Here is a 15754-nt window from a genome sequence, read left to right on the forward strand (position 1 = left end):
AACGGAAGCCTGATCGATGTCGCTCATGCCACGCACCTCCCGCACCACCGCCGCCCTGCTGCTGATGACGCTCCTCGCAGCCGGCGGCCTCTCGGCTCAGGCGGGTGCCCAGGAGGCGGACCCCGCCTCCACGCCGGTCACCTGGGGGGTGCGCCCCGCCGACACCGAGCAGGGCAGCGAGCGGCCGAACTACGCGTACGCCCTCGATCCCGGCGGCCGCCTCAGCGACGCCCTGATCGTCTCCAACTACGACGACGAGGAGCAGACGTTCCGCGTCTACGGCTCCGACGGCTTCATCACCGAGGCCGGCCAGCTCGACCTGCTCCCCGCCGCGGAGCCCTCGACGCAGCTCGGCAGCTGGATCGCGTTCCCCGAGCCCGAGGTCACCGTGCCCGCCGGCGAGAGCGTGCAGGTCCCGTTCGAGGTCGTCGTCCCCGACGACGTGACCCCGGGCGACTACGCCGCGGGCGTCGTCTCCTCGATCCTGGTGCAGGGCGAGACCGGAGTCTCGGTCGACCGGCGCCTGGGCTCGCGCATGTACCTCCGCGTCGGCGGCGAGCTCGCCCCGCGCCTGTCGATCGACGGCCTCGCCGTCTCGTACCAGGGCGGCTGGAACCCCTTCGCCCCCGGCTCCGCGACCGTCGACTACACCGTGACCAACGCGGGCAACACCCGTATCGCGCCGGGCGCCGAGATCAGCGTCGCCGGCCTCTTCGGCCTCGCGCCGGTGTCCGCGACCGACCCGGAGCCGCTGCCCGAGCTCCTCCCCGGAACCTCCGTCTCGCGCACCGTGACCGTCGCCGGAGTCTGGCCGCTCTTCGTCGCGACCGCCCGCGCCGCGCTCTCGGGCACCGTCGTCACCGCCGACCAGGCCGCGCAGGCCGACTCCGCCGTCGTCGTCCCCGACGTGCCGGTCGCCACCGCCGAGACCTCGGCCGCGGCCGTGCCGTGGAGCGCCGTGCTCCTTCTCGCCCTGCTCATCGGGCTCATCGTGCTGACCGTCGTCCGCCGCCGCCGCCGGGCCGCGGGGGAGCAGGCGCGCATCGACGCCGCCGTCGCCGCCGCTCTCGGCGCCCAGCCGGAGGACGCCGACCGCGCGGAGGTCCGCTCCTGACCGGGTGCGGCCGACGCGGTCCGCGGGGGATCGCGCCGGCGCGGCCCGCCGTCTCCGGGCGCGCGGCCGCCGCTCTAGCGGACCGCCCGCCCCTCGGCGCGCAGCTGCTCGAGGAAGCCGTCCACCACGGCGGGGCTGAGCAGGTGCCCGCGCAGCATCAGCGCGGCACCGCGCACGCCCCCGCTGCCGCCCAGCTCGGCGGTCACCACGTCGAGCCGCTGCGTCGCGAGGGGGAGGGAGCGCTCGTCGATCACCGAGCGCACGGCCGTCAGGATCTCCGGGCTGGCGAGGGCGACCGCGCCGCCCAGCACGATGACGGACGGGTTGAGCAGGCTCACGCAGGTGGCCAGCACCTCGCCGAGCTGGAGGCCCGCGATCCGCGCCGCCTCGACGGCCTCGGGATCGCGCGCCTTCAGCAGGTCGATCAGCTCGCGCACCGACTGCACGTCGCGGCCCGCCCGGGCGAGCCCGGCGGCCAGAGCGGAGCCGCCCGCGACCGCCTCGAGGTCCCCCTCCTGACCGCCCGCCGCGGCCGGGGCCGTGCGCGGCACCTGGACGTGGCCGAGATCACCCGCGGAGCCGAGGGCTCCGCGCTGGAGCAGCCCGGACGAGACGATGCCCGCGCCGATGCCCGTGCCGACCTTCACGAACATCAGGTCGAGGGCGTGCGGGAAGCGCGAGGCCCGCTCGCCGAGCGCCAGCAGGTTCACGTCGTTGTCGACGAGCACCGTGGTGTCGTAGCGCCGGCGCACGAAGGCGGGGATGTCGAAGCCGTCCCAGCCGGGCATGATCGGCGGGCGCACCGGGCGGCCGCTCGCGTGCTCCACCGGGCCGGGCACGCCGACCCCGATGCCCGCGAGGGCGGTGCGGTCGACCCCGGCCGCGGCGAGGATCCCGTCGCAGACGTCGAGCGCGTGCCCGAGCACCGCCACGGGGCCCTGCGCGATGTCGAGCTCCTCGCGGCGCTCGGCGATGATGCGGCCGTCGAAGTCGGTCAGCGCGATTGTCGAGTGCGCCGCGCCCAGGTCGATGGCCAGGAGCGAGCGGACGGCCGGGTCGAAGACGAGGCGCGCGGACGGGCGGCCCCCGGTCGACGGAGCGCGGTCGAGGTGCGCGATCAGTCCGAGCTCGAAGAACTGCTCCAGGCGCGTCATCACTGCGGTCCGCGCGAGACCCGTCTCCTCGACCAGCTCGGCGCGGGTGCGCGGTCGACCGTCGGCGAACAGCCTCAGCATGTCGCCGGTCGCGGTACCGGCGCGCTCGGCCACGCTCAGCTCCTTCTCTCGGCCCGGAGGACGGGTTCGGGGGACAGCACACCTGAGGAAACCAGTCGACGCTCGGTCGCGCAATCTCGGCGGGCCCTGCGTGCGGGTCCTGCGCAACACGGCCGGCCGGAGGCGCGACGCGCGCCCGGCCGCGGCCCCTCCCCACTCCGATCGCCCGGGTGCGCCCCGACGATCGCCGCTCAGCCAGCCCTTCCAGACAGGAGAGAACGATGACCTCGTCCGACACCACCACCACCGGCGCCCCCCGATCGAGCGGGCGCATCGGCCTCTGGCTGATCGGGGCCCGGGGCAGCGTCGCCACCACGGCCGCCGTGGGCCTGCACGCCATCGCCGCCGGAGCCGCGCCCAGCTCGGGCTGCGCCACCGCGACCCCCGCCTTCGAGGACGTCCCGCTCGCCGGGTTCGCCGACATCGTCATCGGCGGCCACGACGTCTCGCCGACCCCGCTGCTCGAGAAGGCCACGGGCCTCGCGGCCGGTGGCATGTTCCCGACCTCGGTCGTCGCCGAGGTGGCCGACCGGATCGACGCGACCGACGCCGAGATCCGCCTCGCCCCCGCCGACGCCGCGTCGCAGCAGGAGGAGATCGACCGCCGGGCCGCCGACATCGTCGCCTTCCGCGAGCGCCACGGCCTCGCCCGGGTCGTCGTGATCGACGTCGCCTCGACCGAGGTGCTGCCGGCCGACCGTCCCGAGTTCCACGACCTCGCCGCTCTGCGCGCCGCCCTGGCGCGTCCGGGCGAGCGCCTCCTGCCACCGAGCTCGATCGCCGCCCTCTCGGCCGTCGTCGCGGGCGCGGCCTACGCCTGCTTCACTCCCTCGACCGCGCTGGCTCTGCCGGCCCTGGAGGAGTGGGCCGCCGAGGCCGGGATCCCGATCGCCGGCCAGGACGGCAAGACGGGGGAGACCCTGCTCCGCAGCGTGCTCGCGCCGATGTTCACGGCGCGCGGGATGCGCGTGCTCTCGTGGGCGGGCGCGAACCTCCTCGGCGGCGGCGACGGGCAGACCCTCGCCGACCCGGAGGCGGTGCGCTCGAAGCTCGTCTCGAAGAACCGCGGACTCCGCAGCCTCCTCGGCGACGACGTCGTCACTCCGCTCCACATCGACAACGTCCCGGACCTCGGCGACGTCAAGACCGCCTGGGACCACGTGCACGCGGAGGGCTTCCTCGGCTCGCGGATCACGGTGCAGACGATCTGGTCGGCGTACGACTCGGCCCTCGCGGCGCCGCTGATCCTCGACCTCGCCCGCCTGCTGGCGCTCGCGGACGAGGCCGGCGTCTCGGGCCCGGTCGGCGAGCTCGGCTTCTTCTTCAAGGACCCGTGGGGCAGCGATGTGCACGGCTTCGCCGAGCAGACCGCGGAGCTGGTGGCCTGGTCCGCCCGCACCGGCGCGCTCGTCGCCGAGCGCCGCACCCCGGTGACGAGCGGGACGCGGAGCGATGGCTGAGCTGCGCGACTACCTCGAGCTCGTCCGCGCGAAGGCCGCGCTGACCGTGATCGGCGACACCGTCGCCGGCGGAGCGTGGGCGGGCCGCGGCGTGGGAGCGCGCACGGTCGCGCTCCCGCTGTCCTCGGCGCTGCTCTACTCGGCGGGCATGGCGCTCAACGACTACGCGGACGCCGAACTCGACGCCCGGGAGCGGCCCGAGCGGCCGATCCCCTCGGGGCGGATCCGGCGCTCGGCGGCGCTGGGCACGGCGGCCGCGCTGACCGCGGCGGGGATCGCCGTGGCGGCCGTCGTGGACGGGCGGCGCTCGCTCGCACTCTCGCTGCCGCTCGCGGCCGGGATCTGGTCGTACGACCTGCTCGCGAAGCCGACTCCGCTGGGCCCGGTCGTGATGGCGGCCTGCCGCGGTCTCGACGTGCTGCTCGGCGCGGGCGTCGACGGCGTGCGCGCGGCGGCCCCCGCCTCCGCCGCCGTGGCCGCGCACACGCTCGGCGTCACCGTGCTCTCGCGCGGCGAGGTGCACGGCACCACCCCGGTCGCGGCGGGAGCGGTCTCGGCCGGGACCGTGGCCATCGCGCTGTCCACCGCGGCCGGCGCTCTGGCCGAGCGCCGGGCCGCCCCCGCCGCGGTCGTCGCCGCGGGCCTCGGGCGCTGGCTCCTGCTCGTGCTCACCGCGCAGCTGCAGGCCGTGCGGACGCCGACGGCCGCGGCCGCGCGGACGGCGACCCGCGCAGGCATCACCGGGATGATCCCGCTGCAGGCCGCGCTCGCCGGTCTGAAGCGTCCCGAGCTGGGGGCGGCGCTGCTCGCGCTCGACGCGCTCGGCTCCCTCTTGCTCCGCCGCCCGCGGACGGCGGACATCACATGAGCGCCACCGGACCCGTCCTCGGCTACGGCACCAACGGCTTCGCCGACCACACCCTCGACGACGCGCTCACGGTGATCCACGCCGCGGGGTACCGCGCCGTCGCGCTCACCCTCGGGCACCCGCACCTCGATCCCTTCGCGGCCGACTGGCGCGAGCGGACGCTGGCGCTCCGGTCGCGGCTCGACGAGCTGGGCCTGCGCGTGGTCGTCGAGACGGGCGCGCGGTACCTGCTCGACCCGTTCGCGAAGCACCGCCCCACGCTGGTCGACGAGGAGGCCGGCCCCCGGGTCCGCTTCCTCGAGCGCGCGATCGAGATCGCCGCGCTGCTGGGCGCCGACGCCGTCTCCCTCTGGTCGGGGGTCGTGCCGGCGGGCGCGGATGCGGCCGCGGCCTGGCGGCTGCTCGTCGAGCGGATGCGCGGCGTCGTCGCGACGGCCGAGCGCCACGGCGTGCGGCTGGCCGTCGAGCCCGAGCCGGGGATGCTGGTGGAGACGGTGGCCGACGCGCTGCTGCTGCGCCGCGAGCTCGGCGACCCGGAGTCGGTCGGGCTGACGGTCGACCTCGGCCACTGCGTCGTGGTGGAGCCGGACGGCGTGGTCGGAGCCCTCCGCAGCGCCGGGGACCTGCTGCTGAACGTGCAGGTCGACGACATGCTCCCGGAGCGGCACGAGCACCTCGAGCTCGGCACCGGATCGCTCGACCTCGCGGCCGCCTTCGCGACCCTCGCCGAGATCGGCTACCGCGGGATCGCCGCCGTCGAGCTGCCCCGGCACTCGCACGACGCGCCCCGCCTGGCCGTGGCGAGCCTCGCGGCGATGGAGGAGGCGCTCGGCGGCGCCTCCTCGCACGCCGAGCACCCGTGGACCGCGGCCGCCCGCTCCGCCGTCCTCGAGCGCCCGTCGCGGATCGAGCGCTTCTTCCCCGCCGCGGGCCGCGAGGCCGGACGCGAGCCGCTCCGGCCCGCCGAGGACCCGCACGGCCTCGTCCACGGCACGCACGACGACGCGGCCCGCGCCGCCCTGGTGCAGGCCGCGGCGCAGGCGCTCGGCGACGACGACCTGGCCGCTCTCCTCCTCCGCCTCTACCGCGGCGGGGACGGCGCCGAGCGCCGCGGAGTGCTGGCCGGGCTGAACGCCCTCGGCGACCCGGGACCGGCGACGACCCTCGCCGGTCTCGAGCTGACCGCCGACGCCCTGCGCGCCAACGACACCCGGCTCGTCGCCGCGGCGATGGGCTCCTTCGCCCGCCGCCACCTCGACGCGCACGCCTGGCGGCACGGGGTGCTCAAGCTCGTCTTCCTCGGCGTCCCGCTCGCGGCGGTCGCCGGGCTGGAGGAGCGCAGCGACGCCGAGCTGCGCGCGATGGCCGGCCGCTTCGCGGACGAGCGCCGCGCGGCCGGGCGCCCGCTCCCGGACGATCTGGCGGTGCTCCTGCCGAGCTGACCGCCCCCGAACGCCGCCCCGACCGCGGGGCACCACCACCGATGAGAAAGGCGCGACGATGCGCATCTTCGACCCGCACATCCACATGACCTCCCGCACCACCGACGACTACCAGGCGATGTTCGACGCCGGCGTCCGCGCGGTCGTCGAACCCTCCTTCTGGCTCGGCCAGCCGCGCACGAACGTCGGCTCGTTCACGGACTACTTCGACGCCCTGATCGGCTGGGAGCGCTTCCGCGCCGCGCAGTTCGGCATCCGCCACCACTGCACCATCGGGCTCAACCCGAAGGAGGCGAACGACCCGCGCTGCCGGGCCGTCCTGCCCGAGCTCGACCGCTACCTCGCCAAGGACGGCGTCGTCGCGGTCGGCGAGACCGGCTACGACTCGCTCACCCCCGAGGAGGACCAGGTCTTCCGCCAGCAGCTCGAGCTCGCCGGCGAGCACGGCCTCCCCGCGATGGTGCACACCCCGCACCGCGACAAGGAGTCGGGCACCCGCCGGACCCTCGAGGTCGTCGCCGACTCGGGGCTCGAGCCCGGGCGGGTCCTCGTCGACCACCTCAACGAGGTCACCGTCGACGCGGTCCGCGACTCCGGCTGCTGGATGGGCTTCTCCATCTACCCCGACACGAAGATGGACGAGACCCGCCTGGTGACGCTGGTCGAGCGGATCGGGCTGGACCGCGTCCTGGTCAACTCCGCCGCCGACTGGGGCCGCTCCGACCCGCTCACGACCGCGAAGACCGGCCGCCTCCTCCTCGTCGCCGGCTTCAGCGCGGGCGACGTGGACCGGCTGCTCTGGCAGAACCCGGTCGAGTTCTACGGGCAGAGCGGACGCCTGGACCTCTCGCCCGTCGCGGGCTTCGACGTGCAGGAGTCGGCCGGCCGCACCTTCGAGGGCAACTCCGTGCTCCGGGGCGCGCCGCGCGTGGCGGAGGTCGTGTGATGCACCTCTCCTACTGCACCAACGTCCATCCCGCCGAGGACCTGGCCGGAGTCGTCCGCCAGCTCGACGTGTACGCCGGACCCGCGCGCGTGGCCGCAGGGCTCGCCCTGGTCGGAGTCGGCCTGTGGATCCCGCGCGACCTCGCGGCCCGCCTGGTCGCCAGCGCCGAGGACCGCGCCGTCCTCCGCGCGGCCCTGCAGCGCAACGGCCTGGAGGTGCGCACGCTCAACGCCTTCCCGTACGCCGCGTTCCACGCCGAGGTCGTGAAGCTCGACGTCTACCGCCCCGACTGGACCACGCCGGAGCGCCTGCAGTACACGATCGACTGCGCGCGGATCCTGGCCGACCTGCTGCCCGCCGGCGCCGACGGCAGCATCTCGACGCTGCCGCTGGGCTGGCGCGAGGGCTGGGGACGGGAGCAGGACGAGGCCGCCTGCCGGAACCTCGCCCGGCTCGTCGAGGAGCTGCGCGACCTGCGCCGCTCCACGGGCCACGCGATCCGCCTGGCGATCGAGCCCGAGCCCGGCTGCATCCTCGACACCGTGGACGACGTCGTCGACTGGCTGCACCCGCGGATCGGAGTGGTCGACCCGGCGTACGTGGGCGTGTGCCTGGACACCTGCCACCTCGCCGTCTCCTTCGCCGACCCGGTCTCGGCCGTCCGCCGCATCCGCGACGCGGGCCTGCGCGTGGTCAAGGTGCAGGCCTCGGCCGCGCTCCACCTGGAGGACCCCTCGGGCCGCGCCGCGCTCACCCCGTTCGTCGAGAAGCGCTACCTGCACCAGACCCGCGAGAACGGGATCGACGGAGTGCTCCGCGTCGACGACCTGCCCGAGGCGCTGGACACGCTCCCCGGCACCGGCCCGTGGCGCGTGCACTTCCACGTGCCGCTGCACCACCGGCCGGAGGCGCCGCTCTCGGCGACCACGGCCGTCCTGGCGGAGGCGGTCTCGGCGGTCGACGCCGCCTGGCCGTACGACGAGATCCACCTCGACGTCGAGACCTACACCTGGTCGGTGCTCGCCGACGCCCCGAGCGACCTCTCGACGGGCATCGGCGCCGAGCTCGCCTGGGCGGCCGCGCACCTGCTCACGCCCGCCTCCCGAGAGGCGCTGCTGGCGCCCCTCCTCCCGCAGGCGGCGGCGCTGTGAGGCCCGTGCTGCTGCTCGACGTAGTCGGGCTGACCTCGACGGCGCTCGCCGACATGCCCCGCCTCTCGCGGCTGGCCCGCGGGGGCGGGCGCCTGCCGCTGGACACGGTCCTGCCCGCGGTCACCTGCAGCGTGCAGTCGACCATGCTCACCGGCTCGATGCCCGCGCAGCACGGGATCGTCGGCAACGGCTGGTACTTCCGCGACCTCGGCGAGGTGCACCTGTGGCGCCAGCACAACCGCCTGGTCACGGGGGAGAAGGTCTGGGAGACCGCGCGCCGGCTGAGCGGGGAGCCGTACCGCGCGGCCAACATCGGCTGGTGGTACGCGATGGGGGCGACGACCGACGTCACCGTCACTCCGCGCCCGATCTACCACGCCGACGGCCGCAAGTCGCCGGACGCGTACGTGCGCCCGCCGGCGCTGCACGACGAGCTGGTCTCGCGCTTCGGCGCCTTCCCGCTGTTCCAGTACTGGGGGCCGACCGCGTCGCTCCGCTCGACCCAGTGGATGGTCGACGCGACCCGGCACGTGCTGGCGGGCGACGGCTCCGGCCCGCCCGAGCTGACCACGGCGTACCTGCCGCACCTCGACTACGACCTCCAGCGCTTCGGACCGGACTCGCCCGAGGCGCGCCGGGCCGCGTCGGAGCTCGACGTGGTGCTCGCTCCGCTGCTCGACGACGCGGAGGCGCTGGGCGCGTCGGTGATCGTGGTCGCCGAGTACGGGATCGCCGACGCCGACACTCCGGTCGACGTGAACCGGGCGCTCCGCCGCGAGGGCCTGCTCGAGGTCTACGTGCAGGACGGCCGGGAGCAGCTGGACCCGTGGACGTCGCGCGCGTTCGCCGTCGCCGACCACCAGGTCGCCCACGTCTACGTGCAGGACGCGGCGGACCTGCCGCGGGTGCGCTCGATCCTCGAGGGGCTCGACGGCGTCGACGAGGTGCTCGACCGGGAGGCGCAGGCCCGCTACGGCCTCGACCACGAGCGCTCGGGCGAGTTCGTCGTGGTCGCCCGGCCGGGGGCGTGGTTCACCTACTACTACTGGCTCGACGACGACCGCGCGCCCGACTTCGCCCGCGGCGTCGACATCCACCGCAAGCCCGGCTACGACCCGGCCGAGCTCTTCTTCGACCCGGCCGACCCGCTGGTGAAGGCGAAGGCGGCGGGCAACCTCGCCAAGAAGGCGCTGGGGCTGCGCTACGCGATGAACCTGGTGCCCCTGGACGCGTCGCTCGTGCGCGGCACGCACGGGAGGCTGCCGTCCTCATCGGCCGACACCCCGCTCGTGCTGGCCTCGGACGCGGACCTGCTGCCGGCCGGAGCCGCGTCGCTCCCGGCCACCGCGGTGCGCGACCTGGTGCTCGCGGCGCACGGCCCGGCCCTCGCGAAGGAGGCGTCGGCGCTCGCGCGCTGAGGGAGAGGACGCCCGGCGGCCCGTGCGCGGGCCGTCGGGTGCCGGGGGCTCAGCCGGGGTCGCCGCGGTCCGACGCGGGCTCAGGCGAGCTCGCCGCGGTCCGACGCGAGCTCAGGCGAGCTCGCCGCGGACCGCAGCGGGCTCAGGTCCTCGCCGCGGACCCAGCCGGGCGGCCGGGCGGCTCAGCGCGGCACGAGCCCGGTGAGCCGCGCCGTCAGCCGCTCGACGGGACCCGCACCGAGGAACCGCCACCACAGCACGGCGGCCGCGCACAGCCCGAGCACGAGGGCGAGAGCGGCGAGCGGAGTGTCGGCGGAGTAGCCGAGGCCCGCCCGCGCGAGCGCCGCGACGAGAGCCACCTGCAGCACGTAGACCGAGAGCGCGAGCGTGCCGATCGCCCGGAGCGGCACCAGCAGCCGCTGGACAGCGGTGGAGCGCGACGTGGTCAGCAGCACCACCGCGACGTAGGCCAGGAGCACGAGCCCGAGGTCGTGCAGGGTGTCCGGGAGGCTGCCGGAGGGCGACTCCACGCCGAGCAGGAGCGCGACCAGCGGCCGCACCGGGTACGCGACGACCGCGACCGCCGCGAGCACCGGCAGCAGCCGGTCGCGCTGCGCGCCGTGCCGCAGTAGCAGGGCTCCGAGGAGGAAGAAGGGGAGCAGGTTGGTCGCGCGGTAGCTCGGCCCGGTGAAGAGCCAGAGGGCGAGCGGAGAGCTGGATGCGGCGGCGGCGACCGCGGCGTTCACGGGCCCCGCGGCGAGCGCGAGCACAGCGGCCAGCGCGGCGATCGTCCGGGAGCGGACGAGCAGCAGCGGCGTGCCGAGCACGAGCACGACGCCGAGGTACTGCAGCACGATCGCGATCCAGCTGCCCCAGGTCTCGAGCCAGACGCCGAGCGCCACGAGCACCGCGCCGCGGATCGCGTTCCGCAGCAGCACCCGCCCGGGGGAGGCACCGGGCCGCGCGAGCACCAGGGCCGCCGACATCCCCATCACCAGCGCGAACAGCGGTGACGCGAGATCGTTGACGTTCCACGCCAGGAACCCGACGACCCCCGTGCGCGCGCTCGGCACGAGCGGCATCGCGTGCGCGACGAGCATGGCCGCCACCGCCACTCCGCGCAGCACATCGGGGGCGACCAGTCGGTCGTGCCGGAGTCGCGGAGCCGTCGCAGTCATTCCGCGAGAGTAGGCGCGCCCCCGCCGCCGCGCCCCGCGCGAGCGCACCTCGCGCCACCGGCCGTCCGCCGGGCCGTCCGCCGGGCCGTCGGCCGGGGCGCCACCCGCTCCGCCGACGTGCGCTGCTGTCCGCTCCCCTCCGTCGGCCGGGGCCTCCGGCCGCCCGCTCCCAGCCGTCGCTGACCGGCCGCGGCGCCGCCCGCCCCGCCCACGTGCGCTGCTGTCCGCTCCGCTCCGTCGGTCCGGGCCTCCGGCGGCCCGCTCCCACCCGTCGCTGACCGGCCGCGGCGCCGCCCGCTCCGCCGACGGGCGCTGCTGTCCGCTCCGCTCCGTCGGCCCGGCCTCCGGCCGCCCGCTCCGATCCGTCGCTGACGGCCCGTTCCGTCCTCCCGCACGGGCCGTTCGTGACGGATCGACGCCCGGCGCCCTCCGGCAGGCCCGCGCTCGCTCCGCATGCGGCGCCCAGTCGCGCCCGGCCCGCTCCGATCCGTCGCGGACGGCCCGTCCTGCGCTCCTCCGCAGGCCGTGAGCGACGGATCAGCGCCCGCCCGCGCCGCCGCCTCGCGCGGATCCCCGCCGCAATGCCCCGTCCGTGCCCTCGGCCTGCTCCGATGCGTCACGAACGGCTCCTTCCGTCCTCCCGAAGCGACCGTTCGTGACCCCTCGGCGCCCGTTCGTCCGTACGCGCGCCCGCGCCGCCGCCTCGCGCTCGGCGCCGCCGCGACGTCCCGGCCTGCTCCGATGCGTCGCGAACGGCTCCTTCCATCCTCCCGAAGCAACCGTTCGTGACCCCTCGACGCCCGCTCGTCCGCACGCGCGCCCGCGCCGCCGCCTCGCGCTCGGCGCCGCCGCGACGTCCCGGCCTCGCCGCGGCCTGCTCCGATGCGTCACGAACGGTCCCTTCCTCCCTTCCGAAGCGACCGTTCGTGACCCCTCGGCGCCCGCTCGTCCGCAGGCGCGCCCGCGCCGCCGCCTCGCGCTCGGCGCCGCCGCGACGTCCCGGCCTCGCATCGGCCTGCTCCGATGCGTCACGAACGGTCCCTTCCTCCCTCCCGAAGCGACCGTTCGTGACCCCTCGGCGCCCGCCCGCCCGCGAGCGGCCCGCACTCGGCCCGCACCGAGCACGACCGGGCATGCTGGACGGATGACCGACGCCGCCCCGTCCCCCGACCGCCCGCGCCGCGCCCGCAGCCAGCACGTGCTCACCGTGCTGCGGACCGAGCGCCTCACCGGTCACCTGGTCCGCGTGCACCTCGGCGGCGACGGGCTCGACGCGTTCCTCGCCGAGTCCGACCCCGAGCGCCTCGCCGCGACCGACCGCTACGTGAAGCTCCTGCTCCCGCCGCGCGGCTCCGACCTCCAGCCGCCCTTCGACCTCGACGCGCTCCGGGCGAGCGTCGCCCCCGAGCAGCTGCCCGTGCGCCGCACCTACACCGTCCGCTCGGTCGACCTCGAGCGGCGCTCGATCGCCGTCGACTTCGTCGTGCACGGCGACGAAGGGGTGGCGGGACCGTGGGCGCTCGCCGCGGCTCCCGGCGACCGGATCGCCCTCTCCGCGCCCGGCGGCGCCTGGTCGCCGAGCGCCGACCCCGAGGCCGTGCACCTGCTGCTCGGCGACGACTCCGCTCTGCCGGCGATCGCCTCCGCCCTCGAGGGGATGTCCGCGCACGCGCGCGGCCTGGTCCTGATCGAGGTCGACTCGGCCGCCGACGAGCTCGATCTTCCCGCTCCGGCCGGAGTGGAGGTGCGCTGGCTGCACCGCGGCGGTCTCGAGGCCGGCCGGGCGCTGGTCGCGGCCGTCCGGGCCGAGCGGAGGCCCGAGGGCGTGCTCGAGGGCGTGCTCGAGGTCTTCGCGCACGGCGAGCGCACCGCGATGAAGCAGCTGCGCGCCCTCCTGCAGGACGAGTGGGGCGTGGAGCGCCGGGCGCTCTCGCTCTCGGCCTACTGGGCTCTCGGCCGCGCCGAGGACCGCTTCCAGGCCGAGAAGCGCGAGCCGGTCGGCGCGATCTTCGCCGACTGACGCGGGAGCGCACTCCGTCCGCACACCTCCGGGAAGGGACCAGCCTCGGACCCACCTCTACTCCGGTCCCCACGACCGGACCGTCCGATGGCGGTCCGGCCCTGCGAGCCTCGCGCCCGCCGCCCCCGCCGTTGTGCGGGCTGCTCGACCGACACGATGAGGAGAGCCCCCGTGGGAGTGCTGATCTTCGGCGCCTGGCGGCGCCGGATCGAGTTCGAGGACCGGACGCTCGCGCACGTGCGGATCGCGGTGCGCGCGCGGATGGAGCAGGGACAGCCGTTCCGCTTGACCTGGAGGACACTGCAGGAGTCGGAGCCGCGCTCGCACGCGATCCTCGTGCAGCCGAACGCGGTGCTGGAGTACCGATTCGATCGTCCCCGGCTGCACGCCGTGAACCGCCTCTGGCTGCGCGAGCTCCTCACCCCCGCGTCCGGGCGCGACATGGTCGTCGCCGCCGAGCCCGAGCAGGCGCCGCTCCTCGGTGACGACCGTCCGTCCCCGGTTCCCGAGGGAGGGCTCGCGGCCTAGTCGGAGCGGAGCCCCTCACTGCTGGGCGAGGCCGACCGGGAGCCCGCCCGCAAGGGCGGCGGCGGATCCGAAGAGCAGCGCCCCCACCCCGCCCAGGGCGGTGGCGACGACGGTGTTCAGCACGGCTCCGACGAGCGCGAAGCCCAGCATGTTCGGCAGCGAGAGGATCGCGTCGAGGTCGATCTGATCGCCGGCGACCTGCCCGAGGAGCGTGTCGGCCTGGGTGAAGAGCTCCGAGTGCACGAGCAGCGGATGGGCGACCAGGACGGCGACGAGGCCGAGTACCGCGAGCGCGAGGCCGAGCAGGAACGAGAGCTTCACGGCCGACCAGAAGTCGACGTGCACGAGCGTGAGGCGGAGCGGAGCCTGATCGCCGGCCGGCTTCCCGGAGCCGGTCATCGGGCGTCAGCGGCGCGCTGGACGACGTCGACGACGACGAGGGCTGAGGCGGCGGCGAGGGCGAGGGCGCGGTTCACGAGGGTCTCCTGGGGCGGGACGGGCGCCGGGAGCAGAGGCTCGGCGGCGTTCTGCCAGAGTCCCGGGCCGGAGGAGTCCGGTGCGTCGTCCGGGAGTCGCGTCCGGTGCGCCTCGGGGATGACCGCGCGTCCGCTGCTCCCTCCGACAGCCCGCCACCCGCCGAGGGTCCCTCCTCTCCGGCGTGCGGTCGATGCGGATCGCCGCCTGCCGCTAGCAGGACTTGCCCCGCGCGGTGGATCCTGCCCGGACACGGAGCGCCGCGCAGGACGCCGCGGCCACCGCCCCATCGGGACTCCCGCCGACACGGATGTTGCATCGCCGCCGCAGCCGGACATGTACCTGTGACTCCGCGAAAGGGGAACGATGAGCATCCGCTCCCGAGACGACTTCTCCGAGCTGTACCGCGCCCACTACGACGACCTCCTCCGCTTCGTCCGACGCCGAGCGCCCGCCGCGACGGTCGACGACATCGTCGGCGAGACCTTCCTCGCCGCCTGGCGTCGCCGGCAGGACCTGCCGGAGAACGTGCGGCCCTGGCTGTTCGGCACCGCCCGGCACGCGATCCTCAACGCCGCCCGCGGCGAGAACCGCCGGCAGGCGCTGGCCGTGCGGATCGGGACCCTCGCCCCGGAGGAGCAGGCCGACCCGTCGGTCGGCGACCGCCTCGACCTGGCGAGCGCGTGGAAGCGGCTGCCCCTCGCCGAGCAGGAGGCTCTGGCCCTCCACGTGTGGGAGGACCTCCCGCAGGCCGAGGCGGCGCAGGTGCTCGGCTGCTCCCGGGCCGCCTACGCGATGCGGCTCAGCCGCGCGAAGCGGCGGCTGGCGGCGCTGCTCGCCCCCCTCGACTCCACCCTCCTCTCCTGGCACGGCAGAACGGACCCTCTCATGACCGACCAGCTCCTCGACCTGCTCCGCGCCCACGACGCCGAGCCCCGCACCCCCCTCACCGCTGGCGAGGCCGCACGTCGGGACGCGCTCCTCGGCGAGATCCTGGTCAGCGAGGACGCGGCCGCTCCCCGTTTCTTCCGCCCCCGCGACTGGGCCGTCGCCGGCGCGGCGACCGTGCTCCTGGCCGCCGCAGCCGCAGCCGCGGTGATCGTCGTGGTCCCGGGTCTCATCCCCGGCACCGGCTCCGTCGGGCTGAACCGCGCGGTGCTCGCCTCCTGGACCGCGATCCCCGAGCGCATCCTGCCGAGCTCCGAGCTCGGGCAGTCGGCGACGCAGTGGTGCGCGACGAACCTGCAGAGCCCCAACGGCGAGGCCGGGCCGGCGGAGGTCTCGCACCTCGACGCGCGCGGCGACGCCGCCTCGATGATCTACCGCTTCGACGACTCCCTCTACTACTGCCTCAGCGCCGGGAACGGCGCGGGGATGTGGGAGGTGGCGGACGCCGCACCGGTCGGCCCCCTCGCCGCGGACGCCGTCCAGCTCAGCTCGGCCGGAACCTTCGGAGAAGGGGACGCCGCTCTGATCTACGCGGTCGGCTTCGCGGGCGCGGACGTGGAATCGGTGGTGCTGAACGAGGCCGGTGTCGAGCCGGTCGTCGCGACCCTCGAGGGCGGCTCCTGGACCGCCTGGTGGCCCTCGTCCGACGGTCTCGCCGCCGGGCCCGCCGGCACGGTCACGATCACCACCCGGGACGGCTCGAGCCGCGAGGTCCCCGTCGACTCCCTCTACCGCCCGTGAGCGGGCCGCGGCACTCCCGTTCGGACGGGCCGGAGCGGGAGGGGACGGGTGCGCGCGTCCTGTCCACGCACTTCACCGACGTCCACTACCTCGACGAGGGACCGGAGGACGGCACTCCGCTCGTGCTCGTGCACGGCTTCCCCGACGTCCCCGCCACCTGGGACGGCGTCCTGGAGCTGCTTCCCCCCGGGC

13 protein-coding genes are annotated in these 15754 nt (G+C 75.8%); 10 read left to right on the top strand and 3 right to left on the bottom strand.

The window, feature by feature from the left end; translation table 11 throughout:
- Positions 1-25: 25 nt before the first annotated feature.
- A complete protein-coding gene (locus C5C74_RS06350) occupies positions 26-1114 on the top strand; it encodes a hypothetical protein (RefSeq protein WP_146078976.1) in 1089 nt (362 codons plus the stop codon).
- A 74-nt stretch (positions 1115-1188) separates the two neighbouring features.
- Here C5C74_RS06350 and C5C74_RS06355 read toward each other — a convergent pair whose 3' ends face one another.
- The gene (locus tag C5C74_RS06355) at positions 1189-2382 is read right to left on the bottom strand and encodes an ROK family protein (protein ID WP_258062157.1); all 1194 of its coding nucleotides are present in this window, start codon (positions 2380-2382) and stop codon (positions 1189-1191) included.
- 227 nt (positions 2383-2609) lie between these two features.
- On the opposite strand from C5C74_RS06355, the gene C5C74_RS06360 reads away from it, so the two are divergent.
- From C5C74_RS06360 to C5C74_RS06385, 6 genes are read left to right on the top strand one after another with little or no spacing between them, the layout of a single operon-like run.
- Positions 2610-3848: an inositol-3-phosphate synthase gene (locus C5C74_RS06360; protein ID WP_104222464.1), complete on the top strand. Its 1239-nt coding sequence runs from the start codon at positions 2610-2612 to the stop codon at positions 3846-3848.
- A complete protein-coding gene (locus C5C74_RS06365) occupies positions 3841-4716 on the top strand; it encodes an SCO3242 family prenyltransferase (RefSeq protein ID WP_219813445.1) in 876 nt (291 codons plus the stop codon). Before C5C74_RS06360 ends, C5C74_RS06365 begins: the two co-directional genes overlap by 8 nt.
- On the top strand, positions 4713-6158 hold the full coding sequence (locus C5C74_RS17785; RefSeq protein ID WP_104222465.1) for an EboA domain-containing protein: 1446 nt from the start codon (positions 4713-4715) through the stop codon (positions 6156-6158). Before C5C74_RS06365 ends, C5C74_RS17785 begins: the two co-directional genes overlap by 4 nt.
- A 58-nt stretch (positions 6159-6216) precedes the next feature.
- A complete protein-coding gene (locus tag C5C74_RS06375; RefSeq protein ID WP_104222466.1) occupies positions 6217-7104 on the top strand; it encodes a TatD family hydrolase in 888 nt (295 codons plus the stop codon).
- Positions 7104-8255 (top strand): metabolite traffic protein EboE, encoded by a 1152-nt coding sequence (gene eboE, locus C5C74_RS06380; protein WP_104222467.1) that lies wholly within the window; start codon positions 7104-7106, stop codon positions 8253-8255. Before C5C74_RS06375 ends, eboE begins: the two co-directional genes overlap by 1 nt.
- Positions 8252-9673 (top strand): alkaline phosphatase family protein, encoded by a 1422-nt coding sequence (locus C5C74_RS06385; protein ID WP_104233534.1) that lies wholly within the window; start codon positions 8252-8254, stop codon positions 9671-9673. Before eboE ends, C5C74_RS06385 begins: the two co-directional genes overlap by 4 nt.
- 182 nt (positions 9674-9855) lie before the next feature.
- Here the strand turns inward: C5C74_RS06385 and C5C74_RS06390 are convergent, their stop codons facing one another.
- Positions 9856-10851, bottom strand: a complete 996-nt coding sequence (locus C5C74_RS06390; RefSeq protein ID WP_104327905.1) for a DUF418 domain-containing protein — start codon at positions 10849-10851, stop codon at positions 9856-9858.
- A gap of 1144 nt (positions 10852-11995) precedes the next feature.
- Here C5C74_RS06390 and C5C74_RS06395 point away from each other — a divergent pair.
- Both C5C74_RS06395 and C5C74_RS06400 read left to right on the top strand, forming a co-directional pair.
- A complete protein-coding gene (locus C5C74_RS06395; protein ID WP_104351179.1) occupies positions 11996-12871 on the top strand; it encodes a siderophore-interacting protein in 876 nt (291 codons plus the stop codon).
- A 171-nt stretch (positions 12872-13042) separates the two neighbouring features.
- The gene (locus C5C74_RS06400; protein WP_104263227.1) at positions 13043-13399 is read left to right on the top strand and encodes a hypothetical protein; all 357 of its coding nucleotides are present in this window, start codon (positions 13043-13045) and stop codon (positions 13397-13399) included.
- 15 nt (positions 13400-13414) lie between these two features.
- On the opposite strand, the gene C5C74_RS06405 is transcribed toward C5C74_RS06400, so the two are convergent.
- Positions 13415-13798 carry a DUF3566 domain-containing protein gene (locus C5C74_RS06405; RefSeq protein ID WP_104351180.1) on the bottom strand — a complete coding sequence of 128 codons (384 nt, stop codon included), beginning with the start codon at positions 13796-13798 and terminating at the stop codon, positions 13415-13417.
- A gap of 441 nt (positions 13799-14239) precedes the next feature.
- On the opposite strand from C5C74_RS06405, the gene C5C74_RS17320 reads away from it, so the two are divergent.
- Positions 14240-15562, top strand: coding sequence for an RNA polymerase sigma factor (locus C5C74_RS17320; RefSeq protein ID WP_181134658.1), 1323 nt, complete (start codon positions 14240-14242; stop codon positions 15560-15562).
- The last annotated feature ends 192 nt before the right edge of the window (positions 15563-15754 follow it).

Origin of the sequence: Rathayibacter sp. AY1E8 (assembly GCF_002931415.1) — a bacterium.
Classification (GTDB): Bacteria; Actinomycetota; Actinomycetes; order Actinomycetales; family Microbacteriaceae; genus Rathayibacter.